The following is a 25,682-nucleotide window of genomic DNA, read 5'->3' on the forward strand; positions in this document are numbered from 1 at the left end:
AGATGTGCAACTCTTTCTACATGGAATCAATACCACCGGCTTTTAAGTGACCAAAATCACAAATACAGGGCGTAGTTGGTGGCATTTGCAGCAACCCTTGAGAATTAGGAAGTGGATCAAAGTAACAACCGATTCTGTTGTCGTAACATCGCAAACGACTCACTAGCCTGTACACTTTTTACACAAACTAGAATTTAGTGGTGTGAGTCAGTTTCTAGTTTCGCTAGCTCAAAAAATTTAAGGACAGAATTAATAATGTGGATTCCATCTAAACTTACTCGCCCTGGCCGCTTGCATAATGCGATCGTCCGTCCGCGAGTGTTGGACTTACTACAACAAGCGCCTTACTACAAATTGGTATTGTTCCGCTCGCCTGCTGGTTACGGAAAAACCACCATGGCAGCACAATGGTTGTCAGATAAACCCAACGTAGGTTGGTACAGCATTGATGACAGTGATAACGACGGTTTTCGCTTCGTTAACTATTTGCTGCAAGCTCTAAATAAAGCCACCAACTACAACTGCTCTAACGCTCAGAAATTGGCTGAGAAACGTCAGTTCTCTTCTTTACGCTCTTTATTCAGCGAAGTCTTCGCTGAGATGGCGGATTTTCAGCACGAGTGTTACGTCGTATTAGATGATTATCACCTGATCACTAACGACGAAATCCATGAATCGATGCGCTTCTTCTTAAAGCACATGCCAGACAACCTAACTGTTGTTGTCACAAGCCGTGCAGCTCCGCCGCTGGGGACGGCGAACCTGCGTGTACGTGATTTGATGATCGAAATTGGCAATGAAATGTTGGCATTCGATACTGAAGAAACCACGCGCTTCTTCAATCAACGCATTGCCGACGGCATCGATGAAGACATGGCAAACAACCTACGCACCTATGTGGAAGGTTGGCCATCAGCGCTGCAGCTTATTGCGCTGCAAGCTCAGCATCAAAACCGCACATTGGCGCAGACCGTAGAATCTGTTTCTCAATTCAATCACGCTCACCTTTGGGATTACTTGGTCGAAGAAGTCTTTGATCTCTTGGATAAAGAGACACGTCACTTCTTGATGCAGGTGTCGGTACTTGACCATTTCAATGATGAGTTAGTTTTTGCACTGACCCAGCGTGAAGACGCACTGGGCATGATTGAATCACTCAACCGCTACGGCTTGTTCATCTACCCACTGGAAGGTGAGCAAAACTGGTTCCGTTTCCACAACTTGTTTGGCGAGTTCTTGTCGCATGAGCGTCAGGCGCGTATTCCTCAACAAGAAAAAGACCTTCACCGCAATGCCGCGGTTGCTTGGCTAAAGCAGAAAGCACCACATCAGGCTATCCACCACGCTCAAAAATCTAACGACACCGATTTGATCGTTGAAATTTTGAATGAGTTCGGTTGGAAGATGTTCAACCAAGGCGAGTTAACAACGCTAGAGTCTGCCATCAACCAACTTGATAAAGATCTGCTGTTCAGCCATCCGAAATTATCGATGCTACGAGCTTGGTTAGCGCAGAGCCAACACCGCTACAACCAAGTTGGTAAGCTACTAGCAGAAGCAGAAGAAGAGCATAAAAAGCGTAATATCGAACTCGATACGGGCTACCAAGGTCAAGCCAATGCCCTACTCGCTCAGGTCGCGATCAACAGCAACCAACCAGAGCATGCATTAGAACTTGCCGAGCTTGCGCTTAGCCAACTTGACCCAACCGTATACCGCAGCCGTATCGTGGCGACATCGGTCGTTGGTGAAGTTAACCACGTATTAGGTAAGCTCGATCGGGCATTGCCAATGATGCAACAAACCGAAAAGCTGGCTCGCCAGTATCAGGTTTACCACCAAGCGTTGTGGGCCATCTTGCAGCAAAGCGAAATCATGATTGCGCAAGGTTACGTTCAAGCCGCATTTGAACTGCAAGATTCAGGCTTCCGTCTGATCGAAGACCAGCAGCTTCAGCACGTACCTCTTCATGAATTTTTGCTGCGTATTCGCGCTCAAGTTTTGTGGTGCTGGAACCGTTTGGATGAAGCTGAAGAATGCGCGTACAAAGGTCTGCAGATTCTGGAAAACCACTCGCCGAGCAAGCACTTACATAGCTACTCAATGTTGGCTCGTATTGCGATTGGTCGCGGTGAACTGGATAAAGCAGGTAAATTCATCGAACACATCCAGCATTTGATGAAGCAATCGACTTACCACGTTGATTGGACAGCCAATGCGTCACTTTCTCTGATCTTGTTCTGGCAAGCACGTGGGAACACAGAAGCGATTCAAGAATGGTTGAATACCGCCGTTCGTCCTGAATCAGCATGTAACCACTTCCAGCAACTGCAATGGCGTAACATTGCTCGTGCTCATATCAATCTTGGTCAATACGACGAAGCACGCCAAGCTTTGGACTTCCTACAAAGCGAAGCGCGACGTACGAACCTAGTGACAGACACAAACCGCAACTTAGTCGTAGAAGCAGTATTTGCTGCGCGTCAGAAAGACGAAGAGCAAGCCAAAGCATTGCTAAAAGAAGCACTAGTGATGACTAACCAAACCGGTATGGTTGGTAACTTCCTTATCGATGGTGCAACCATTGGCGGGTTGTTAGAGAAGCTAAGCCTTCGTCACGAACTGGGGGATTTGGAACGTCACCGTGCTCAGCAGTTAATGAAAGACATTTCATCTAACCAACGAAGTCGTTCTATTCACTTCGATGAGGATTTTATCGAGAAGCTAGTCAATCACCCGAATGTGCCTGAGCTGGTTCGTACTAGCCCACTGACTCAACGTGAATGGCAAGTGCTTGGTCTGATCTACTCTGGCTTTAGTAACGAGCAAATCGCACAAGAGCTGGATGTGGCAGGCACAACGATCAAGACTCACATTCGTAACTTGTACCAAAAGCTCAACATTGCCAACCGTAAGGAAGCAATCGTGACAGCAGAGAACTTGTTGCAGCTGATGGGTTACTGATCAGGCTAAATAAATTAGTGCTAAATACGAGGGTTGGCGTTATGCGTCAGCCCTTTTTTATTGCTAATTAAGCGTTGAGAAGTGCAAATTGCAAAGCACGTAGGAAACGTTGTACATATATTACAAACAAAAAAATAGCCAACCGCAATTAAGGCGATTGGCTTATGTATGATGTGAACAATGTGTATTCACTAACAACGTCAGTTGGCTAGGTGACCCTCGGCTTAAGAAGGGTCGAAAAGAATTATGCATTAATCATGCCAATTTGAAAAGCATTATTTTTGGGCACAAGATCTCATATCAAATCTTGTTACAGCCTTAATTTTTGCATTATGCAAAGCCAGAATGCAAAACGCAGTTGCAAGACGCAATCTAGTCACATAAGTGATAAATAAATCATCAATTAGCTAGATTCACGAGATTTATTGTTTAATTAGGTTAATTTAGACAGTGTTGAGCGATTTATATTTCCCCATATTCACCCTGCCAAATCTCGTTTATCGCCCTGTTTTTATTTGTACAAAATCACTAAAGACCTTCTGTTTCTCTGATAAGCAATCATTTCGATATCTTCCGAAACACTATTTCATACTTTTTTGACATCAATGTTTGTATACTCACTGCCATCAACATGACTTAGTACTTGAGAAATGAACTATCTAATCACCTACTTTAAAGGAATGGCCATGGGTGCAGCCGATGTTGTCCCTGGCGTATCAGGCGGCACCATTGCATTCATTACCGGCATTTACGACACGTTGCTAGAAAGCATTCGACGTATTAACCCATCACTTTTCTCGATTTGGAAAAAAGATGGCTTCAAAGCCGCATTTAACCATATTAACGGCTTCTTCCTGATTTCACTGTTTGCGGGTATTTTCACCAGCATCGCAACGCTAGCAAAACTGATCAGTTGGCTATTAGAAACTCACCCGATTCCAATTTGGTCTTTCTTCTTCGGCCTGATTTTGGTGTCGGTCTACCACATCATTCGCCAAGTAGAGAAACGCGATGCGATTCGCTTTGTGGCCCTCTTGATTGGTATTGGCTTTGCCTACAGCATCACGGTACTCAAACCACTTCACATGGAACCAACTGCAATCAACACCATTCTTGCAGGTGCGATTGCGATTTGTGCAATGATTCTACCGGGCATCTCAGGCAGCTTTATTTTGCTATTGATCGGTATGTACGCTCCAGTGCTGGGCGCAGTGAAAGGGTTCCAAATTGATATCCTCGCCTTGTTCCTTGTTGGTTGTGTGGCTGGTCTATTGTCTTTCTCTCACCTGTTATCTTGGTTACTGCGTAAATTCCGCGATTTAACGTTGATGTTCCTAACAGGCTTGATGATCGGTACGCTACCAAAGATCTGGCCTTGGAAAGAGACGCTAACATGGCGCACGAACTCGAAAGGCGAGCAAGTACCATTACTAGAGCAAAACCTGTCACCGTTTGAGTTTGAGCACATCACGTCTCAACCATCGCAACTGGTGTTAGCTGTGATCATGATGCTAGCTGCTATCGTACTGGTACTTGGTTTAGAAAAGTTTGCGGATTCAAACAAGTAAACCTGAACCACAATTCCATCATTTAAGAAGCGGAGCCATTGGCTCCGCTTTTTTTATTTACGCTTTACAAACAATAGGTTTCAAATAGGTGGGGATAGCGCACAATTTGTTGAAGTTACGAGTTTTCGTACATTCCATCTGTGCTAGGATGCAGACAATGTTAAGTGATAAATACTGAATCTTAATGAAAGTGTTACAAATCGCAGGGATAGCCGTTGCACTGGTTGCTGGCTTTTACGCGCCTACCCTGATCAAAAACTTCTCTTCAGCGCCCGAGCCTAAGTCGCTCGATGAATACTGTTTCCTCTCTACTGAACCTTGCATCCAACATGATGTTGCGATGACGCTTAGCGTCGATACTGCTCAACCTCTGATCCCCGCTCAGCTCGAAGTCGAATGGCAAGACAGCGAAGCCGATCAGCTTGTATTAAGTTTGGTTGGTCGAGAAATGGAAATGGGCGAGCCAAAATTCATGCTGAAGAAAGTGGCGCCGGGTAAATTCGTGGGCGATGTGACATTGCCCGTTTGTACACAAGATTCGATGACGTGGGTTGGTGAGCTTTCCGACGGTAAAGACACCATCTACCCAGCCCTCAAAATGCAAAGATAAGGAATTGATATGAGCCGTAATTGGTCTCTCTTTCTCGTGGTTGCTTTTGTCCTCGGCTTTGGTACCAAAACGTATCTAGATGGACAAAAAGACGTAGAGAAAAAACAGCAAGTCGCGACCGAACAAAGCGTGTTGTTCGGCGAAGGTGATAAACCTGTCGATATCTTCGATACCAGCGATGATCGCATTCGCATTGTTTACTTTGGCTTTACGCGTTGCCCAGACGTGTGTCCGACCTCATTAGCCATGCTAGCGGGCGCACTCAATCAAATCGACGATGCCCAAAAAGCACAGTTGCGCCCGATGTTCATCTCGCTTGATCCAGAACGCGACGAAGCTGATGCATCCGCCAAATATGCGCACTACTTCCACCCGATGATTGAAGGTCTATCAGCGCCACTTGATGTGACTACCCCACTTGCTCACAAGTACGGTGTTATTTTCCGTAAAACGGAACTAGAAGGCTCAGAGCTGAAATACACACTCGACCACAGCTCTTACTTTTACTTCTTGAAGCCTGACGGCACACTCATCACTAAAGTGCCACATACCTTAACGCCTGCGCCAATTGTCGAGGCGATAACCAAACTGACTGCAGAAGGAAAAACCAATGAAAGCTAAGCATGCAATCAAAACGTTAGCCCTCTCCGCCCTACTTCTAAGCCCTTTGGCACAAGCAAACCTCAATGTAATGCCACATGAGCCGTATGCACGAGCCATGGCGCCAGGTGCTGTGACAAGCGCTGTGTTTGTAACCTTTGCTAACCGAAGCCAAGAAGACATCAATATCGTTGCAGCAGAAACCCCTGCGGCAGGTAAAGTCGAGCTGCACGATGTGATTAAAGAAGGCGATGTGATGAAGATGCGTCAGGTAGACCACATCACACTAGCTGCAAAAGAGACTACCGAGCTAAAACCGGGCAGCCTGCATATCATGCTATTCGACCTTAAAAAGCCGCTTAATGAAGGCGACGAAATCGAAGTGACAGTGACTTACGACAACGGCCAAAAGCAAAGCTTTACCGCACCGGTCAAAAAAGTCATGGCAGGAATGAAAAAGCACGAACATCATCACTAGTGCTTCTTCACTTCATCGATTCAAAGCTCCTCCAACGTGAGGAGCTTTTTTATTCCTCTCTCCTTTCTCTAAGCAGTATTCACCAAGCTATCAATGCATGATTTTGTGTCCTAAATCAGAGCGAAGCAGCCGCAGCTGAGATATAAACAAGGCTTTGTTGCCAAACGAGTCTCTCGCGATGTTAAAAGCCCTTTCTCGCATCTTCAAAATGCTGACGCACGTAAATCCAAACCTGGAACAAGATGTCGACACCATCATTGACGCGATCGGTGGCATGGATAATCTGGTGGAAACCGGAGCTTGCGCGACAAGACTCCGACTCACACTAAAAGACACTGCAATCGTGAACCAAAAAGCATTAAAAGAACATGGAGCGCATGGTGTGGTGCTCATCGATGAGCGACATATACAAATCATCTACGGCGTAAAAGCCAATACCTATTCACAAGAGATGGAAGAACGTCGAATAAAACACATATAAAGCGCAAAGGAGTTGTAAGAATCGAATCACAGCCGCTATACTCCGGCCGTTAACTCACCAACTAAGAGGAAATATGATGATTGTAATGAATAACACTAACTGGGCAGTGAAAGGGTAAACGTCCAACTTTTTTCTCGTGGCTAAGCCACAACTCCTCCCTTCCTTGCCCGGTTTTCACCGGGGTCAGCTCTATGCGAATTAGACCCTAATGCGATTTGTATTAAGGCGCTTTGTTGCGTCTGGGATAATTCAACAATGAATAAAACATATTCTTTTTGTGAAACACTACTAACTCAACCTAACCCATTAAAGCTATTAGGTTGGAAACCGTTTTTTCAACAACAACTGACGTTAGACGATTACGAGAACACGCTTTTCGCGCGAGTGATTGCTCACCATCGTAGTGGTTACGTTGTGGTTAGCGAACAAGGTGAAACTCACTTACCTATCCATACCTCGTTACCCAGCATGACCGTTGGTGACTGGGTGATACTCAGCCACCAGCAGCAGTTTTCTCGTTTACTTGAGCGCCGCAGCTTATTCAGCCGTAAAGCCGCTGGCAGCAAGGTCGCTGAGCAACTTATTGCCGCCAACGTAGATACGGTCTTTATCGTTTGTTCACTCAATCACGACTTTAATCTCAGCCGCATTGAGCGCTACTTGGCACTCATCAATGAAGCCGATGTAGAACCTGTGATTGTGCTGACAAAAGCCGACTTATGTGACGACGCTGACGAGCTCAAAGCTCAGGTACAAAAGCTCGATCCACTGCTTATGGTAGAAAGCGTTAACGGCTTGGACGAGTCAGACGTTGCCAAGTTGATGGGTTGGTGTGGTGAAGGTCAAACCGTCGCCTTCATCGGCTCTTCTGGGGTAGGAAAATCGACTTTAGTCAATACCCTACTTGGCGAGCAAGAACAAGCGACTGGCGGAATTCGTGAAGATGACAGCAAGGGTCGACATACGACGACCTCGCGCTCAATCCATCTATTGCCTTCCGGTGGGATCTTAATGGACACGCCGGGAATGCGAGAGATCCAATTGGCAGATTGCGAAGCAGGCGTGAGCGAAACGTTCGCAGATGTTGAAGCGTTAGCAGAAAACTGTCGATTCAGCGATTGTCAGCATCAAACGGAACCGGGTTGCGCGGTTCAAGCCGCAATTGAAGATGGCACATTAGAGATGCGCCGCTTTACTAACTACCAAAAGTTACTGCGAGAACAAGCACACAACGGCGCGACTCTCGCAGAGCAACGAGCTCAGAGTAAACAGTTCGGAAAAATGGTACGCAGTATCGTTGGCGAAAAGCGCAAACACCAACGAGGTTATTAACTTGTTGCATTTGCGTAATCAATAGAACAAAGGAGGCTAACGCCTCCTTTTTTAATAACTTAGTGAAAAACCATCATTCATACTTGGCGACACAAATCAACATAAAAGACCAATAACAGCAACATTGTGCAAACATTTAAACTAAGAACAAACTAAAACTAGACACAAAATATTACCAAGCTAAGATATGTGATATTCAGCAAGAAAATAGCTGGATTTATAAAAACAGGATAATTGATAATCAGGACGTCTTAGCAACACAACAACAAGGTTCAGCCCCTTCATTCGAGGGAACATTACGCCGTGTAATGACTGAAACTTACGCTGCTGCTGAGGCAAAAATTGCAGGAATGATGTATGCAAATGCAACACAACAGTCTCGTTGCCCGATACGCTCGCGGTAACCTCGTTCTCCAGATCCTCGTCGGTATTGTTTTGGGTATTCTGCTTGCGACTATCTCACCAAGCCACGCTGAAAGCGTTGGTATGCTGGGTAGTCTGTTTGTCGGTGCTCTTAAAGCGATTGCTCCTATCTTGGTATTCATTTTGGTGGCGGCTTCTATCGCCAACCAAAAGAAAAACCAACACACTTACATGCGTCCAATCGTAGTTCTTTACCTAGCGGGTACCTTCTTTGCGGCGCTAACCGCAGTAGTACTAAGTTTCCTTTTCCCGACCAATTTAACGCTAGTAACGGGCGCTGAAGGTGCAACGCCACCACAAGGCATTGCAGAAGTTATCCAAACCTTGCTGTTCAAGCTGGTTGATAACCCAGTAAACGCACTAGTAGAAGCAAACTACATCGGTATTCTTGCTTGGGGTGTGGGTCTTGGTCTTGCACTACACCACGCATCAGCAACGACGAAAGCGGTATTCGAAGATCTAAGCCACAGTGTTTCTCACATTGTTCGCTTCATCATTCGTCTTGCGCCTTTCGGTATCTTCGGTTTGGTTGCATCTACATTTGCAACAACTGGTTTTGGTGCACTAGCGAGCTACGCTCACCTTCTAGCGGTACTACTGGGTTCAATGTTTATCATTGCACTAGTGGTTAACCCTGCGATCGTGTACTTCAAAACAAAAGAAAATCCATACCCATTGGTGTTCCAATGTCTACGTGAAAGTGGCGTAACGGCATTCTTTACGCGTTCAAGTGCTGCGAACATTCCAGTGAACATGAACCTATGTAAGAAGCTAGACCTAGACGAAGATACTTACTCAGTGTCTATCCCACTAGGTGCAACCATCAACATGGCAGGTGCAGCAATCACTATCACTACCCTAACGCTCGCAGCGGTACACACTATGGGTATCGACGTTGACCTAATGACAGCGGTACTACTAAGTATTGTTGCTGCAGTATCAGCGTGTGGCGCATCAGGTGTTGCAGGTGGTTCTCTACTACTTATCCCACTAGCGTGTGGTCTGTTTGGTATCTCAAACGACGTAGCAATGCAGGTTGTAGCGGTTGGTTTCATCATTGGTGTGATTCAAGACTCGGCTGAAACAGCGCTAAACAGCTCAACAGACGTTATCTTCACTGCGGCTGTTTGCAAATCAGAACAGAAGAAAGCTCAGTAAGGCTTTAACATCTGTAAGATATACGTATCTTTGATGTAAGAAATAGAAAGGGGAGCCAACGTGGCTCCCCTTTTTGTTTCCTGTTAAGGATGACCTACAAACGAACCGTTTTACCAGTTCGCATGGATTCTAACGCAGCGTCCGCTAACGTCAGAGCAATCTCACCATCTATACCCGAGCAGCATGGTGCTTCGCCTTTCAGCACTTCAACAAAGTGTTGCCACTCTGCTACGTAAGCACGCTCATAACGCTCTAAGAAGAAGTACTTCGGTGTTGCGCCTGCTTGGCCTGTTTCTGTACTACGGCTGACTAGATTTTCAGTTAGATTCGCCGCTTGCAGCATACCTTTCTCGCCATGCACTTCGAGGCGTTGATCGTATCCGTAGCCAGAGCGACGACTGTTATGAATCGTCGCTATAGCACCAGAAGGGAATGTAAGCGTTACCACACTGGTATCGATATCTCCCGCTTCACCGATGGCAGGATCTACCTTGCAACTGCCATGTGCAGTAACTGCGATTGGATTTTCCCCTAAGATAAACCGCGCCATATCGAGGTCGTGAATCGTCATATCACGGAACATGCCACCCGACGACTTGCTGTATTGTGCTGGCGGTGGCGCAGGATCACGAGAGGTGATAATTACGCTTGCTGGTTCGCCAATTTGACCGTCATCCAACGCTTTCTTAAGACTTAGGAAATGCGGGTCAAAGCGGCGATTGAAGCCTAATAAGAAAGGCACTTTATGCTGGTTTACTACGCCTAAGCAATCACGTACTCGCCCCAAATCAAGGTCGATTGGCTTCTCACAAAAGATAGCTTTACCTACTTTTGCTGCTCGCTCAATCAAATCCGCATGAGTATCGGTTGAAGAGCAAATGCACACCGCATGAACGTTGTCATCGGCCATCGCCTCTTTTACGGTTTGGCGCTTTGTCTGCGGATACTGTGCACAAAACTGATCCGCATAGACCTCATAAGGTTCGATTAGCGAATAAATCGTGGTTTCTGGTGAACGTTCGATATTGACCGCATGAACTTGACCAATTCGACCCGCTCCAAATAAAGCAATATTAAACATAGGAAATCCCTTCTGTGTCGATTAGTCGAATTGACGCTTCATGCCCGCCAACATATCTGCGGCGATGTCGTAGTAATCCCCTTCCCACAGTTGGTCATTGAGGAACTCACCAGAATAGAAGCCGTCGTAACCTGTTTGGCGAATCGCATCGACCCATTCTTTTAATGGCACTTCACCTTGGCCTAACAAATATCCACGTAGAGCGCGCTCATCTGGCCAAGCCTCGCCCGGAGCAGGACGCTTGCCGTCAGACAAGTGCACGTTGTAAATCAGCTCAGCATCGATATTTGCCACTTGCTCCAGCGTTGCCCCGCGACATGCCCATAAGTGCCATGTATCCAGAACAAAACCAAAGTTGTCGCGACCAACGGCGTCGTACAGACGGAAGTAATCTTCCAGTTTGGCGATTGGAGTCCAAGCCGCGCCTTCATATTGGAAACGGATGCCATAACTCTTACCAATGTCAGCAATCTGGCGAATGTTCTGTGCCGTTAGCTCGATGTTTTGCTCTTTGGTTAAGCCATTTAATGCCTCAAAAGCATTGAGCTGGATGGTAGGTGCACCCACGGCTTGCGCAAAACGGCACAGCGTCTCTGAATCTTGGAACAGTTGGCGTTGGCTGGCTTTATCTGTCACTTCAACCGCGCCAATGATGTCGATCGCCGTTGGGACAATGCCGAACTCATCCATGCGCTGTTTGAGCTGCTCAGCGGTGAAGCCAGCCTGAATATAACGCCAGAGTTTTTCGGTGTGGATTTCGAGCCCTTGATAGCCAGTTTCTTTGGCGAGTCGGACATCAGATAGGATATTGCTGTGCAGAGAGCACATGCCATGTAGAGCAAAACGCATCAGATTTACCTCTTCTCACTGCCCTGTACATTGCAGGACATAAGCCGAATTCAGCTCGAGCAAACCCGCAGCACAACCGCTAAGTTGCACCTAATCAGTGGACAAAGGTATGGAAAAATCTGCGCGCTTTACTGCTTATTCGCTCGCAGGATCGCGTCCCTATTCGAGATTACTGAGCAATGAAATTACTTCACTTCTCGACAAATCAGACTCACCGCAATCGCCTGCGCCAAATACATGGAGCTGCTGAGCGAACGGAAGCCCATCAATTCGCCTTCTTGCACTTCAAAACAGACATCCATTTTGCTGCCATGAGGCGTCATTTGGTTATCGGTAATGCAGACAATCGGCACGTTCTTTTTGCAAGCATCATCAATCAGCTGGCTGGTTTCTTCCGCGTATGGATTGAAGGTGATAGCAAACAGAACGTCTTTATCGTTCATTCGTCGAGTTAACGGAGACAACATGCCACCGTGATCATCCAAGAGCACGACACTCTTGTCAGATTTCATGAGGGCGTACCAAAGATAGAAAGCCACTGGGTAAGCTCGGCGAGTACCCTGAATGTAGATGGTTTCTGCACCATCCATCAGAGCCACTGCACGTTCCAGCTTTTGGGGAGAGACCGACATTTGAAGCTGTTCTAGTGCTTCAATGTTTGCGTGTCCGAAATCTTGGAAGATGGCTTGAGGCGAGTCATGCGGGACGTCCTCCATCTCACGAGCTTTACGAACGCGCTCTTTGTAATCTCTCGGGCGATTCAAATATTGATCGCGAAACAGTACTTGCATAGAAGTGAAGCCATCAAAGCCCATCGCATTAGAGAATCGACTTAAGGTCGACAGGGGTACGTTGGCTTGCTTGGCAATGGTCGCCATGGTTTCTACTGCCACCAGCATCGGCTGGTCGGTTACGAAATCCGCGACTTGCTGCAAACGCCCGCTCAAACTGTCGTAACGCTTTGCGATTAACTCTTTTAGTGTGTCTAAATCTGCAGGTGCTTTCACTTCAACATCCATAGTTATACTGCTCTCCTATCAATGAACGCTTGGAGATAGAGGCCCCTTATAGTAACAAAAGGGGCCGCTATTTTAAGATAATAATTCAAAGTTTCGTACCGCTTCTTCTTTCACATAAGGCATCGCCTTTTGCATGAAGTAAATACGGTCAAACTTTTGTGGTTCCTGATTCATGTAATCGCGAAGATTATGACCCAGAGCCTGACGCAAGCAGGTGCCAATATTGAACTTGGACACGCGGCTTTGCTTGAGCTTGAGCATGTCTTCATCGCGGATACCACTCGAACCATGAATCACCAACGGCACAGCCACAGCATTTGCGATACGGTCTAAGCGACCAAAATCGATAGTACAAGTTGGCTCGGTTAAGCGGTGAACGTTGCCGACAGAAATTGCGACACAATCAACGCCACTTTCTTCTGCAAAGCGCGCCGCGTCTTCCGGTTCTGTGTAGATAGATTTTATGTGGTCGCGACCTTCTTCGTAAGGCACCGAACCAATTTCACCCTCTACCGATGCTCCTAACGCATGCGCCACTTCCACGACTTTCTTGGTGCGAGCAATGTTCTCGTCCAACGTCAGTTGCGAGCCGTCAAACATCACGGAACTAAACCCAGCTTTAAGCGCGCGAAAGACGATGTCTTCTTCGTAAGTGTGGTCAAGGTGAAGCACAACAGGCACTGTGCTCTTATGCGCCAGATTTAGGAACATCGCCGCAGCGGTTTCGACGCCATAAAAATCCACCACGTCTTTGTTACAGGCCAGAATTACCGGTTTGTTAACTTGCTCTGCCGCTTCAACAACAGCACGTGCATCTTCAAAGCCGAACACATTAAAGCAAGGGACAGCGTAGTTAGATGCCGCAGCCTCTGGCAATAGGTCATTCAAATTTACCAACATGATGATTCCCCTACTTAAATTTCGCGATCATGTCTTTGATGCCAGGGATCGTTTCCACTTGGTATTCGTGGTGTGGATCAAAGTGCTGAATCAAAGATTTCTCTGTTTTGCCAACGATGATGGTGAAGTAATACATTTCGTAGCCCGGTGCCGCCACGCTTGGGTGATAGCCTTTATCGATGGCAATCACAGAGCCAGTACGCACGTGGTAAACCGGACCAAAGTCGTCTTCGTGCTCGTATAGGAACTGCGCACCAAAGCCGAAATCTGGGTTGAAGCGGAATTGATACACTTCTTCGTAAAGGGTTTCTTTGCTGCCATCAGGCTTAACACGATCTTCATCGTGCTTGTGTGGTGGAAAGCCAGACCAACCACCTGCACCAACGGTGAAGAGTTCACTCACCAATAAGCGACCACGTTTGTCTGCGTTGGATTGACCCAGCACGTGTTTGATCTTGCGGTGAGTTTTAGTCTCATCTGAACCGTACTGAACCATGTCTACGTTCTCTTCGCGAACACAGAAAGGCTCCAGTGACGCTTCAAACTTACCACCCGCAATCATAACGTCAGCCTTGTCGCTCACACATTGGATGGTCGCGCGGTAGCCAAGTGGTACGTAAACCGCTTCTGGGTTGCCGTCCCAAACTGATTTACGTTTACCAATGTTGTCGAACGTTTCACTTTCACCGTCTTTCGTCACGGTGATGCTGCAAGTACCGCCAGCCAATACGATGACAGACTCATACCCTTCAATAACATGGTCAAAAGTTTCGTTCTGATTCAAGAACACTTGGTTGAAGTAACATAGCGGTGTTACTTCGTCGTTCGCACCAATAATTGGTTCATTCTTGTTATCAAATGGTGGAATGTGTTTTCCCATTTTTCTTTTCTCCTCACAGTTCGTTTGATAACGAGACTGTCCTATCCTTCTGAAAGTGGCTTAACAAAAAAGCCGGGCCACGATGGTGTGTACGCGCACTGTTTGGTTACCCTCAAGTGACATACCGGCCCGGGAGACCAAACGCGCAGCAATGTGGTGCCCGAAAGCACCAAACCGTGCTTAACTTCGCGTCTCAATAAAATCGAATAGTTGTTCCTTAGTTGGCATGGCTTCTGTGCAGCTGTGACCGCTGACATTAATCGCCGCTGCAGCCGTGCCGTTGCGTACGCCCTCTTCTAACGAACCGCCAGTAACTAGCGTCCAAATCAGGCCGCCGGCGAATGAGTCACCAGAACCAAATGGTTTGTTGGCTTCGACTCGGAAAATGCCTTGCTCGAATTTGTGACCATTGCGGTCGTACACTTTCGAGCCATGCTCACCGGCTTTCACCACCACCACTTGAGTGTTCTCTGTTAAGAAACGAGCCGCCGTTTGGTCATCATCGGTGTTACCCGGTGCAATGACGGTTTCCATCATGTCGAACTCTTCACGGTTACCGATCACGATGTCTGAAAGACCCGCGGCAATGCCGTAGTAAATCGAAGCATCGGTATCCGTACGCCAAGAGTAAGGACGATAATCGACATCCAGCACCACTAAGGTATTGCTACGGCGCGCATGCTGCATCGCAATCAAAGTAGCTTCACGGCTTGGGCTTTCCGACAAGGCCGTACCCGTGACTACCAAGACTTTTGAGCTAGCGATGTAAGCTGGGTCGATCTCTTCTGGTTTGATGGTCAAATCCGATGCGTTGTTACGGTAGATAAGCACGGTGCAATCTTTTGGCTTCATCTCTGTGAATGCCACCGAAGTGCGCGAACCAGAATCATCGGTTCTCATGCCGTCAAGGTTGATGCCTTGCTCCGTCATGTAACCTTTAACGTAACCACCGAATGCATCGTCAGCCACGCAGCCAATAAAGCCGACCTTACCGCCTAACTTGGCAATGCCCACCGCAATGTTTGCTGCTGAGCCACCAACGAACTTGTTGAAGCCAGAGATGTCTGCCATGTCGGTTTTAGCTTCGCGAGCGTAGAGATCTACGCCCGCACGTCCTAAAACGATGGCATCCAATGGTCGATTTGTTTCAAGTGCAATGTTTGTCATCGTCTGTTCCTATTATTTGTATTCAACCCAAGCGGCGTTCTGGTCTGCAGATTCCACACACTTCTCGCATAGGCGTACGCCTTCGATGCCTGCGTCGATACCTGGGAACCAAATTTCAGATAGCGCTTGTTGGTCATCACGGTCAGCCGCATCGAATGCCAACGCGAAACGGTGGTATAGGTTCGCCCATGATTCGAAGTAACCTTCGGCATGACCACCACCAACACGGTTAGAAGCCACACCCGGAGCGTCTTGGTACAGGTAACCCATGCCACGCTCTAGAATTCGTGGTGCTTCACCCTGCACTTCAAAACGAAGTTGGTTTGGTTGCTCATCCCACCATTCGATGGACGCTTTCGAACCGACGATGCGGATTTTTTGTTGGTGCATCGAACCTGCATTCACTGCCGATGCCCAAAGCGTACCGACTGCGCCATCTTTGAATTGCATCATGATGTGAGCGTTATCTTCGAGCGGAGCACGTGACTTGATGAAGCTTTGACGCATGCAAGACAAACGGTCGATTTCAAGACCCGTCATCACTTCACACAGGTAGAAAGCGTGCGTACCCACATCGCCTAGAACATAAGTTGGACCTGATACTTCTGGGCTGACGCGCCATTTCAAACCTGGATCGTTTTTCTCGTACTCTTCGTTGTGGAAGCCGTGAGCAAACTGCATGTTTACAACACGAATCTCACCAAGGTCACCGCGCTTCACCATTTCACGTGCTTGCTGAACCATTGGGAAACCGCTGTAACCGTACATCACGCCAATCACGCGATTACGCTCTGCTGCGATCTGTTTGAGCTCTTCTGCTTCTTCCGTCGTGAAGGTGATTGGTTTTTCACACACCACGTGCAAGTTAGCTTCCAGTGCTGCTTTACAAATTTCGTAGTGGGTTGAGTTTGGTGTTGCGACCGATACAGCTTGAATGCCATCTTCGCGTTGCGCTTCTTTCTCAAACATCTCTTTGTAATTTGCGTAGCAACGGTCGCCATCTAGACCTAAGTTCTCACCGAAATCACGGCAACGATCCGCATCCAAATCGAATGCACCAGCGACCAATTTGAACAAACCATCGCGCTGCGCCGCATTACGGTGCGAGTAACCGATCTGACTGCCACGACCACCGCCGACCATTGCCCAACGGATTGGTTGCTCAAAATGACGTTCTTCATTAAACATGTTTGACTCCTTGATAGGCTCTTGTTTAAGAGCCTATAAATCGAATTGTTGAAATCTGTTTTAAAGCTGGATGTTTTGATACATAAATCGGTTTGGGCTTAAACGCCGGCACGTTGCGCTGCTCTGCCTTCTTCCCATGCCGCCACTTTCTCTGCGGTGTCGTCATTGCGTGTCACTTGAGGAAGTCCCACTTCCCACCAGCAATCACACTTAGACCAAGCCATTGGCGATACTGGGTCGATGTCGACCACAATCACGTAAGTACGGTCGGCTTCTTTTGCGCGTTGGAATGCGTCATCAAACTGGTCGATTGAGGTCAACTTCTCGCTGATTGCGCCTTGCGCTTCGGCATGCTTAGCAAAGTCCACGCGAGCTACCTCGCCATCAGGACGGCGACAGTCTTCCAATAGGTTATTGAACGACTCGTTACCCGTATTGTTTTGCAGCTTGTTGATCACCGCGAAGCCACCGTTATCGCATACCACGACAATCATCTTGTGACCTGTCAGAACTGACGAGTAGATGTCTGAGTTTTGAATCAGGTAAGAGCCATCGCCGACGAGCACAACCACATCGTTATCTGGATTCGCGACTTTCGCACCCCAGCCACCTGCGATTTCATAACCCATGCAAGAGAAGCCGAATTCAATGTCGAACTTACCAATTTGGTAGTTCTGCCAGTTCATCGCGAGCTCTGCTGGTAAGCCACCCGCTGCCGTAAGTACGGTGTCGCCCGGCTGCATAGATTTGTTGAGCTTGCCAATCACTTCTGCATAAGAAGACGTACCGTCGAGTAGATCGCCTGGTTGAGGGTGAGTACGACGATGCACCACGGCTTTCCATTCATCCGCTTGCGCTTTCGCCGTTGCCGACCATTCGTCACTGCTACGGAAATCACCCAGTAGGTTGGACAGCTCAACTAAGCCACGTTTTGCGTCTGCTTTAACTGGAATAGCACGATGTTTAATGGCATCAAAACGTGCGGTATTGATGGTAACCAGCTTCATATCTGGGTTCTTGAACACCGACCAAGAGCCTGTCGTGAAATCTTGTAAGCGAGTACCCACAGCCAACACCACATCCGCATGCGCTGCCATGTAGTTTGCAGAGTCTGAACCCGTCACGCCGATTGGGCCTGCGTTCAGAGGATTGTCTTGCAGCATCGTGGCGCGACCAGCAATGGTCTCAACCACAGGGATGTTGTGTTTTTTCGCAAAGGCAGCCAACTCGTCCGTTGCTAGTGAGTAATGCACGCCACCGCCAGAGATAACCAAAGGTTGTTTCGCGCTAAGCAGCGCCGCTTTTGCATCTTCTAGATCTGCCACTTCTGGCTCTGGACGACGAATGCGGTGTACTTTTTCTTGGAAGAAGACTTCAGGGAAATCATAGGCCACGCCCTGAATATCTTGTGGTAAGCCGATAAATGCTGGACCACAGGTTTCTGGGTCAAGCATGGTGTCAATTGCCTGAGGCAATGAGTGCATCAATTGCGTTGGCGAGATAATGCGATCCCAGTAACGTGTTAGCGGTTTGAACGCATCGTTACAAGTGATCGAAGGATCGTAGAAATTCTCTGGCTGTTGAAGCACAGGATCTGGCAGACGACTGATGTAAGCATCACCAGAAATCAAAAGCACTGGTAAACGGTTTGTGTGCGCGATACCTGCTGCGGTAACCATATTGGTTGCACCCGGACCAATTGAACTGGTCGCGATGCCGATGCGACGACGTAAGTTCGCTTTGGCATACGCGATTGCCGCTGTCGCCATCGACTGCTCATTTTGACCACGCCAAGTCGGAATTTTGTCTTCGATATTTTTTAGCTGTTGGCCAAAACACGTCACGTTACCGTGACCAAAGATGGCAAACGCCGCACCAAACAGCTGTTCTTTTTTACCATCAATTTCAATCATTTGTGCGGCTAGGTACTGAGCTAGCGCTTCTGCAACAGTTAGGCGTACAGTTTTCATTGTCTTCCCCGGTAGTATCAATCATTTTTGTAGCCACGTTGTCTCCGCGGCTTGATACAGGGGAGACGAATCTCCCCTTCCTTGCTTGTGCTCTTATAGGCCGTATTTCTTCGCGTAGCCTGTTATGTTCTCGTAAGCGGTTTTCGCGTACGTCAATGGGTGTGCTTTCGCTGGGTCTTGCTCTGCTTCAACCAGCAACCAGCCTTGGTAGTTGCGCTCTTTCAGTGCTGCGAATACGTCGTCGTAATCCACGTCACCTGTACCAGGAACAGTGAATACGCCATCAAGCACTGCGTTTAGGAATGATTTGTCTGCATCACGCGCAGCTTTCATTACTTCTAGGCGAAGGTCTTTAAAGTGCATGTGACCAATACGGTGACCCCAACGTTTGATCATGGTCACTGGGTTACCACCACCGTAAGTGATGTGACCCGTATCTAGGGTTAGGTAAACCGCTTCGCCAGTGAATTCCATCATGATGTTGATGTCATCTTCGGTTTCACAGATGGTGCCGACGTGATGGTGGAAAGACAGTTTGATGTCGTGCTCGTTTAGAAGGTATTCCGCAACTTGAGTTAACTTCGCGCAGTAGGTTTTCCACTCGTCCATCGTGAGGATCACGCGTTGAGACAGTGGCGTGTTGATGTCGCCGTGAACTGTGTTGCTCACTTCACCGAACACCATTGCTTTACAGCCAGCAGCCTTAAGCAGTTTGATATGCTCTTGCATCGCTGCGATTTCTTCTTCCGCAGTCAGCTTCATTAGATTGCCGCTGTACCAGCCAGAAGCGAGCACTAAGCCATGTTTTTCTAGTAGAGGGATTAGAACTTCTGGCTCACGTGGGTACTTAGTACCTAGCTCTGTACCAGTGAAACCAGCTTCTGCCATTTCACTTAGACACGTTTCCAATGGGATATCGCCGCCTAATTCAGGCATGTCATCGTTGGTCCAAGTCAGTGGGCTAATTCCATATTGCACGTTGCTCATTTTTATTCTCCGACAATGTTTGCGTTATTTAATAAATGTCGTGAAGTAAAAGCGTGGTTTTTATAGATGCTTTTCTTTCACCGATTTCGTTTCACTGGAAATTACATTAGCGAAAAAAAATTTAAATGAAAAATATTTTTCACCAGATAAAATCGATGTCATCAAATTGTTAAATCATGAAAAATCTCAGCAACCACGTGCCTTTCAAGCAAGTTTGAGCTAGATCTCATTTTATTTTTATATTTTATTTTCAATAACTTAAATACAAAAACCAAAATGAAAAATGTTTTTCATTTTTTGATTTGGGTAACACTTTAGGATAAAAAACGAACAGACAGCTAGTCGAATGACAAAAGACTAAATATGATAAATGCAACCGACAAATGAAAAATAATTTTCATACATCTAATAAACATTAAAAGTCGGCAATATAGATACCCAATACTCGTACCCTACAAAACAGAGTATTGGCCGCTACCCAACTTGATCTTATTCGATGGTTAAAGGAAAGCTTGGGGATCTAATAAAGGAAAAAACAATGGAAGCTACATCCAAGGCCGAAGCTCGAAAGCACAATCTTGCCTACATCGTTAGGATTTGTTGTATCGCTGCGCTCGGAGGTATCTTATTAGGTTACGACACTGCTGTTATCTCTGGCGCAATTGGTCCAATCCGCGAATACTTTGGATTGTCACCGGCTCAAACTGGCTGGGCTGTATCCAGCGTAGTATTAGGTAGTATCATCGGTGCGGTCAGCGCAGGCTGGGCAGCCCTTAAATACGGCCGACGCAACACCCTCTTTATCGCCGCCATCCTCTTCATTATTTCCGCTATAGGCTCCGCCCTCGCAACCGACTTCACCTTCTACACTGTTCTACGCATCGTTGGCGGGGTCGCTGTTGGCCTTGCTTGTGTGGTATCGCCAATGTACATGTCAGAAGTGGCGCCAAAAGATTATCGAGGTCGCGCAGTGAGCATGTTCCAACAATCGGCAGTTATCGGCCAGACTGGTGTGTTCTACGTTAACTACCTCATCGCAAAAGGCATGTCAGAAGCTTGGCTAGTAGACATGGGCTGGCGTTGGATGCTCGGCTCAGAAGTGATTCCTGCCGCGCTTTTCGCAATGTTGTTGTTCCTCATCCCAGAATCCCCACGTTGGCTGGTCTTAAAAGGCAAAGTAGACGATGCCAAAAAGACGTTATCTCGTATCTCAAACCCGAAACACGCGGATCGTTTGATCAAAGAGATCCAAGAATCGTTAGTGGAAAGTCGTGGTGCGAAGAAGAACAAGGTCAGCCTACGTTCGCCATTGCTGTTCGCAATCTTGGTTATCGGTACGTTTGTCGCGGCAGCTCAGCAGCTAACGGGCATCAACGTGATCATGTACTACACTCCGGAGATCTTAAAACCAATCACAGGCTCTACTGAAAACGCGCTATTCCAAACGACGTTCGTGGGTATCGTATTTATCGGTGGTAACGCCTTGGGTATGTACCTGATCGATAAAGTCGGCCGCTTGCCACTGATGAAATACGGCACCATTGGCTGTGCATTCGGTATGTTCATCGTTGGTTACGTGCTTTACCAGCAAACGGAAGGTTACGCGGCACTATTCGCACTGTGTCTGTACGTGGTGTCTTACGCGACATCTTGGGGCTGTGCATGTTGGACGATGATTTCAGAAATCTTCCCGAACAGTATCCGCTCTCGTGCCATGGCTATCGCGGTCGGTGCGCAATGGTTTACTGGCTTTATCGTGACGCAGTCTTTCCCAATGCTCAATGAAAACGCCTACCTACAAGAGAACTTCAACGGTGCCTTTGCCTTCTGGCTATTCGGTGTGTTGTCGCTGATTTGTATGTTCGTGGTCGTCAAGTATGTGCCTGAAACCAAAGGCGTCAGCTTGGAGAAAATGGAAGAAGCAATGGCGAAGAAACTGGGTAAAAAAGTATCTGGAACTGCGACTGAAGCACGTGCATAAGATAACTTAATGTTTTACAAAGGGAACAGGTGTTAGCACTTGTTCCCTTTTGCTTTTGGAGGCAAACCTCATGCTCGATAAAATGGCGTTCTTTGTCTACGTGATCCGCTCTGGGTCTATCTCCTCCGCCGCGCGTAAATTCAATATTTCGGTCTCCGCCGGAAGCCGCTGGCTGCAAGAGTTGGAACAACACTTCGGTACTACCCTATGCCGCCGCTCGAACCGATTATTGGAGGCCACTCAAGCAGGCCAAACCTTATATGAAGAGTTCTCTCCTCTTGTTGACAGTGCCGAGCGTATCAGCCGCAAATTAGAAGACTTCCAAGACAGCGAAAAAGGTCATATCAATATTGCGTGCACGCCCGTGTATGCCAATCACTACCTGATGGACAAAATCGCCGAGTATTCCAAGCTCAATCCAAAGGTGACCTTCAACATCAACGTCACACCTTGGGCATTGGATCATGCCAGTACCTGTGACCTGATGATCAGTGCCAATGCCAGCTTCCAAGGCTACCGTGAAAAAGATTTACTACTGGTGAAACGCGAGCTGATGCAATGCCCGTTTATCGTTGTGGCTTCCCCGCAATACTTAGAAAAGCATGGCTTGCCCACGCATCCAGAAGCACTACGAGACCACGCTTGCTTGATTGCAACCACACTGACGGGCAGCAATGATTGGATCTTCCGTCAAGGAATGGAAAACATGGTGCTGAAAGTGCCAAAAACTATTGAAGTGAATGACAGTGACCTGTTGCTCAGTGGCACTTTAAAGGGGACAGGTGTCGCATACTTACCGCAATTTGTCACCACAGAAGTGGTAGAAAGAGGCGAGTTAGTACCGCTATTGGAAGAGTATGAGACCAGTATTTGGAGTTTGAATCTGTATTACCATTCACCCAAAACTGCATCTCCAGTGGCGATAAAATTCAAAGAGTTCTTATTAGAAAAGCCTTGTTAGGGCGGGTTGGATTTAAAGCAATAAAGTGCTGATGCCATCGAAAGTCAGCTTGGCACCTGAAAGAAACAAGAACAGATAACAAAGCTGATAGATTCTTTCCTGACTGACGCGATGCAAAAGATACACACCCATCTTAACGCCAACAGGCGCGAGTGGAATCAACACTAGCGCTGTCATCAAGTTAGTCGAATCAAATTCACCAAGCCAAATGTAAGGCACGAGTTTCGCTACATTCACTATGCCGAACAGCACCGCCATGGTCGCTATCAGGGTAATTTTGGGTAGTTTCAATGGGAGTAAATAAATACTCGCGGCCCCCCCCCCTGCATGAATTGCAGTACTGGAAAAACCGCTCAGAGTACTCCAAATCCAAGCCCCTAACTTCCCTGATTGAGAGGGGGTTTCACCACTTAGCCAATACTGAAAACAGAACAGCAAAGACAGCACGCCAACGGTGATCTTCAACCCTGATTCTGGCGTGATACTCAGAAATAAGCCCGCTAATACCACGCCAAGCAAAGCCCCAGGCAACATGGTTTTAAGCACTCGAACATCGACCTTTCGATAATGATGACGCACCGCAAAGGCATCCATTACCAACAGAATGGGCAATAAAATCGCTGCCGCTTGTGTTGGCGGCACCACCAGCGCCATCATAGGAACGGCCAAAATGCCCAGCGCCCCACCGAGCCCACCTTTACCAATGCCATAGATTAACACCGCAGGAATCGCCAAAAGATAGAACCAAGGATCACTGAGCATCATCGTCACCTTTTTAGAATCGAATATCGAACTACGCCACAATTTGAGCGAGATAATCGCGGCTGCGTTTTAAATCGCGCGAAACCTGACTCACGTCTGCGGTGCCGTGTTCATGCTCGACCACGATCCAACCTTGATAGTCGGCCGCCTTAAGTGCACTCATCACTTGTTGAAGCTTGATATCGCCATCCCCAAGTGGCGTAATCAGTCCTTTGCTGTATGCATCGACCCACTCCAACTTATCGCGGATAGCTAACCTCAATTTGTCCGTCGAGACATCTTTGACATGAATGTGCTCGATGCGCGTTCCGTACTGACGGATAAGCCCTAGCGGATCCATCCCATCTAAAAATGCATGCCCGATATCAATGCAAAGTCCGAGCTTGTTCGCTGGAATCTGGCTCATGACAAAATCGATCTCGTCTTTATAACTGATATAACCGCCGATGCCCGGATGAAGTAAACAGCGCAAACCATATTGGCTAGCTACGCTAATGATGCGTTCAAAGTTGCCAATCATGGTTCGTTTACTTTCCATTTTCAAACGCGGCGCAGTGACGCTTTGTCCGATATAGCCATAACGCTCTGCATGAATGCCTTCCATCAGCAGCAAGTTCTTTACACCCAATGCATCCAAACGCTGACAAACGGTGTCGACTTCTTCCAAAATGGCTGGCATGTTTGCAGAATCGCAAAATGGCACTTGTACCTTGCCTGCGCACACCTGCAATCCACGTACGCGAAACGCACTTTTCAGCAGTTCAGGATCTTCAGGGAAGAAGCCATCCGGCCCCAATTCGATACCACGAAAGCCACTGTCACTCGCATCCATTAACACCTTTCCCCAGCTTGGGTTGGTCGCATGAGATGCCTCTTCCACTCCCCAGCAGCATGGGGCGCAAGCAATACGATCAAGCATGTGTTTTTCTCCTAAGTTGATTTCCTTTCACCTTAAGGTTGGTAGGGGTAAAAGTTCGTGATTTGCGCCTCGTTTGTGCTTTGCATTTTCGCAAAGCGGCTTTGAATTCCTGGCTATATCGCAAGCACATCGCACTCCCTACACTGGTTGTGACAGAACGATTACGGAGTAAACAGCGGTATGGAACGAATCTTTATTGTGGCGGCAAAGCGCACCCCAATTGGCAGCTTTAATGGCTCGTTAGCGTCATTGTCCGGTGTGGAATTAGGCGCTCATGCCATCAAGGCAGCCTTGGAGCAAGTGGACATTGCCCCAGAACAAATCGATGAAGTGATTGTGGGCAACGTACTGACTGGAGGCGCAGGTATGGGCCCGGGTCGCCAAGCCGCAATGAAGGCTGGCATTCCAGAATCCGTTCCCGCTTACACCCTCAATATGATTTGCGGCAGTGGCATGAAAGTCATCATGGACGGTGCAAGCCACATCCGAGCGGGCGATGCTGAGTTAGTGCTTACTTGCGGCATGGAGAGCATGTCCAACGCACCTTATGTCTCTTCTGGCCAGATTCGTCGCGGCTACCGCATGGGTCATCAACTCCAAGAAGACAGCATAATCAAAGATGGTCTGACGGATGCCTTCCACAACTACCACATGGGTGTTACGGCAGAAAACATCGCCAAGCAATTCCAAATCAGCCGAGAAGACCAGGATGCCTTTGCCTTACAGAGCCAACGTAAAGCCGTCAGCGCGATAGAAAGTGGCCATTTTGAAGCGGAAATTGCGCCAATTACCATTGTGGATCGCAAACGCCAATTCGAAGTGAAAAAAGACGAATATCCGAAAGCCGACAGCACCTTTGAAGGTCTACAAGCGCTGCGCCCTGCATTCGATAAAGAAGGCAGCGTAACCGCAGGCAATGCATCCGGTATTAATGATGGTGCATCCGCAATTTTGCTCGCTTCAGAAAGTGCAGTAAAACGCCATAACCTCAAGCCACTGGCAGAACTCGTCGAATACGGACAAGGTGCTATCGCCCCAGAGGTGATGGGCTTAGGTCCGGTGTCTGCGATTGCCAATACCTTAGCCAAAGCCGAAATGGCGATTGAAGATATCGACGTTTTTGAGCTTAACGAAGCCTTTGCAGCGCAAGCGCTTGGCGTGGTTCGCTCCCTTACTGAGCAACACAATATCGATGAAGCGTGGCTACTAGAACGCAGTAACTTAAGTGGTGGTGCCATTGCACTTGGTCACCCAATCGGTGCATCCGGTAACCGCATTGTGACCACCTTGGTTTATCAACTGCAACGCACTCGCCGTGATTACGGTTTGGCATCATTGTGCATCGGCGGTGGTATGGGTACGGCGTTGATTTTAAAACGTTGCTAGAAGGAGTCTCTCATGGAC

General features: G+C 47.6%; 22 protein-coding genes. 11 read left to right on the top strand and 11 right to left on the bottom strand.

The genetic code is table 11. The features are described 5' to 3' along the window. Positions 1-255 precede the first annotated feature (255 nt). The 8 genes from malT (at position 256) to sstT (ending at position 9,614) form a co-directional block, all read left to right on the top strand. Entirely contained in the window at positions 256-2,964 is a 2,709-nt protein-coding gene (gene malT, locus A9237_RS25090) for an HTH-type transcriptional regulator MalT (protein ID WP_009706506.1), read from the top strand. A 650-nt stretch (positions 2,965-3,614) separates the two neighbouring features. Then, on the top strand, positions 3,615-4,532 hold the full coding sequence (locus A9237_RS25095) for a polyprenyl-phosphate transporter (RefSeq protein ID WP_045484091.1): 918 nt from the start codon (positions 3,615-3,617) through the stop codon (positions 4,530-4,532). A 184-nt stretch (positions 4,533-4,716) separates the two neighbouring features. After that, positions 4,717-5,142, top strand: coding sequence for a hypothetical protein (locus tag A9237_RS25100; RefSeq protein WP_005437869.1), 426 nt, complete (start codon positions 4,717-4,719; stop codon positions 5,140-5,142). Between the two features lie 9 nt (positions 5,143-5,151). Further along, positions 5,152-5,763 carry an SCO family protein gene (locus A9237_RS25105; protein WP_009706507.1) on the top strand — a complete coding sequence of 204 codons (612 nt, stop codon included), beginning with the start codon at positions 5,152-5,154 and terminating at the stop codon, positions 5,761-5,763. After that, the gene (locus A9237_RS25110; protein WP_005447418.1) at positions 5,753-6,220 is read left to right on the top strand and encodes a copper chaperone PCu(A)C; all 468 of its coding nucleotides are present in this window, start codon (positions 5,753-5,755) and stop codon (positions 6,218-6,220) included. The genes A9237_RS25105 and A9237_RS25110 overlap by 11 nt, the downstream gene beginning before the upstream one ends. A gap of 178 nt (positions 6,221-6,398) precedes the next feature. Next, complete coding sequence (locus A9237_RS25115) at positions 6,399-6,701, top strand: PTS sugar transporter subunit IIB (RefSeq protein ID WP_078610027.1); 303 nt, start codon at positions 6,399-6,401, stop codon at positions 6,699-6,701. A gap of 255 nt (positions 6,702-6,956) precedes the next feature. Further along, a complete protein-coding gene (rsgA, locus tag A9237_RS25120; protein WP_078610028.1) occupies positions 6,957-8,033 on the top strand; it encodes a ribosome small subunit-dependent GTPase A in 1,077 nt (358 codons plus the stop codon). Between the two features lie 363 nt (positions 8,034-8,396). Further along, complete coding sequence (sstT, locus tag A9237_RS25125) at positions 8,397-9,614, top strand: serine/threonine transporter SstT (protein WP_078610248.1); 1,218 nt, start codon at positions 8,397-8,399, stop codon at positions 9,612-9,614. 94 nt (positions 9,615-9,708) lie between these two features. Here the strand turns inward: sstT and iolG are convergent, their stop codons facing one another. From iolG to iolE, 9 genes are all read right to left on the bottom strand, one after another. Continuing rightward, a complete protein-coding gene (iolG, locus tag A9237_RS25130; protein ID WP_078610029.1) occupies positions 9,709-10,695 on the bottom strand; it encodes an inositol 2-dehydrogenase in 987 nt (328 codons plus the stop codon). A gap of 21 nt (positions 10,696-10,716) precedes the next feature. Next, positions 10,717-11,544, bottom strand: coding sequence for a sugar phosphate isomerase/epimerase family protein (locus A9237_RS25135; RefSeq protein ID WP_005437845.1), 828 nt, complete (start codon positions 11,542-11,544; stop codon positions 10,717-10,719). 185 nt (positions 11,545-11,729) lie between these two features. After that, positions 11,730-12,563, bottom strand: a complete 834-nt coding sequence (locus tag A9237_RS25140) for a MurR/RpiR family transcriptional regulator (protein ID WP_005437844.1) — start codon at positions 12,561-12,563, stop codon at positions 11,730-11,732. A 72-nt stretch (positions 12,564-12,635) separates the two neighbouring features. Continuing rightward, positions 12,636-13,463 (bottom strand): class II fructose-bisphosphate aldolase, encoded by an 828-nt coding sequence (locus A9237_RS25145; RefSeq protein ID WP_005437843.1) that lies wholly within the window; start codon positions 13,461-13,463, stop codon positions 12,636-12,638. 10 nt (positions 13,464-13,473) lie between these two features. After that, complete coding sequence (locus A9237_RS25150; protein ID WP_047514349.1) at positions 13,474-14,343, bottom strand: 5-deoxy-glucuronate isomerase; 870 nt, start codon at positions 14,341-14,343, stop codon at positions 13,474-13,476. Positions 14,344-14,523: 180 nt separating this feature from the next. Next, complete coding sequence (gene iolC, locus A9237_RS25155) at positions 14,524-15,510, bottom strand: 5-dehydro-2-deoxygluconokinase (protein ID WP_005437838.1); 987 nt, start codon at positions 15,508-15,510, stop codon at positions 14,524-14,526. 12 nt (positions 15,511-15,522) lie between these two features. Then, entirely contained in the window at positions 15,523-16,698 is a 1,176-nt protein-coding gene (locus A9237_RS25160; RefSeq protein ID WP_005437837.1) for a Gfo/Idh/MocA family protein, read from the bottom strand. Positions 16,699-16,796: 98 nt separating this feature from the next. Beyond that, positions 16,797-18,668, bottom strand: a complete 1,872-nt coding sequence (iolD, locus tag A9237_RS25165; RefSeq protein ID WP_078610030.1) for a 3D-(3,5/4)-trihydroxycyclohexane-1,2-dione acylhydrolase (decyclizing) — start codon at positions 18,666-18,668, stop codon at positions 16,797-16,799. 93 nt (positions 18,669-18,761) lie between these two features. After that, the gene (iolE, locus tag A9237_RS25170; RefSeq protein ID WP_005437833.1) at positions 18,762-19,655 is read right to left on the bottom strand and encodes a myo-inosose-2 dehydratase; all 894 of its coding nucleotides are present in this window, start codon (positions 19,653-19,655) and stop codon (positions 18,762-18,764) included. Between the two features lie 538 nt (positions 19,656-20,193). Here iolE and A9237_RS25175 point away from each other — a divergent pair. Together A9237_RS25175 and A9237_RS25180 are read left to right on the top strand one after the other, a co-directional pair. Further along, positions 20,194-21,636, top strand: a complete 1,443-nt coding sequence (locus A9237_RS25175) for a sugar porter family MFS transporter (protein ID WP_041056231.1) — start codon at positions 20,194-20,196, stop codon at positions 21,634-21,636. A 70-nt stretch (positions 21,637-21,706) separates the two neighbouring features. Continuing rightward, on the top strand, positions 21,707-22,597 hold the full coding sequence (locus A9237_RS25180; protein ID WP_078610031.1) for a LysR family transcriptional regulator: 891 nt from the start codon (positions 21,707-21,709) through the stop codon (positions 22,595-22,597). 12 nt (positions 22,598-22,609) lie between these two features. Here the strand turns inward: A9237_RS25180 and A9237_RS25185 are convergent, their stop codons facing one another. Beyond that, positions 22,610-23,359 carry a sulfite exporter TauE/SafE family protein gene (locus A9237_RS25185; protein ID WP_078610032.1) on the bottom strand — a complete coding sequence of 250 codons (750 nt, stop codon included), beginning with the start codon at positions 23,357-23,359 and terminating at the stop codon, positions 22,610-22,612. A 31-nt stretch (positions 23,360-23,390) separates the two neighbouring features. Next, positions 23,391-24,278: a TIM barrel protein gene (locus tag A9237_RS25190; RefSeq protein WP_078610033.1), complete on the bottom strand. Its 888-nt coding sequence runs from the start codon at positions 24,276-24,278 to the stop codon at positions 23,391-23,393. 180 nt (positions 24,279-24,458) lie between these two features. On the opposite strand from A9237_RS25190, the gene A9237_RS25195 reads away from it, so the two are divergent. Next, a complete protein-coding gene (locus A9237_RS25195; RefSeq protein WP_078610034.1) occupies positions 24,459-25,664 on the top strand; it encodes an acetyl-CoA C-acetyltransferase in 1,206 nt (401 codons plus the stop codon). Positions 25,665-25,682: the final 18 nt, after the last annotated feature.

The sequence above is a fragment of the Vibrio owensii genome (assembly GCF_002021755.1).
Taxonomy (GTDB): Bacteria; Pseudomonadota; Gammaproteobacteria; order Enterobacterales; family Vibrionaceae; genus Vibrio; species Vibrio owensii.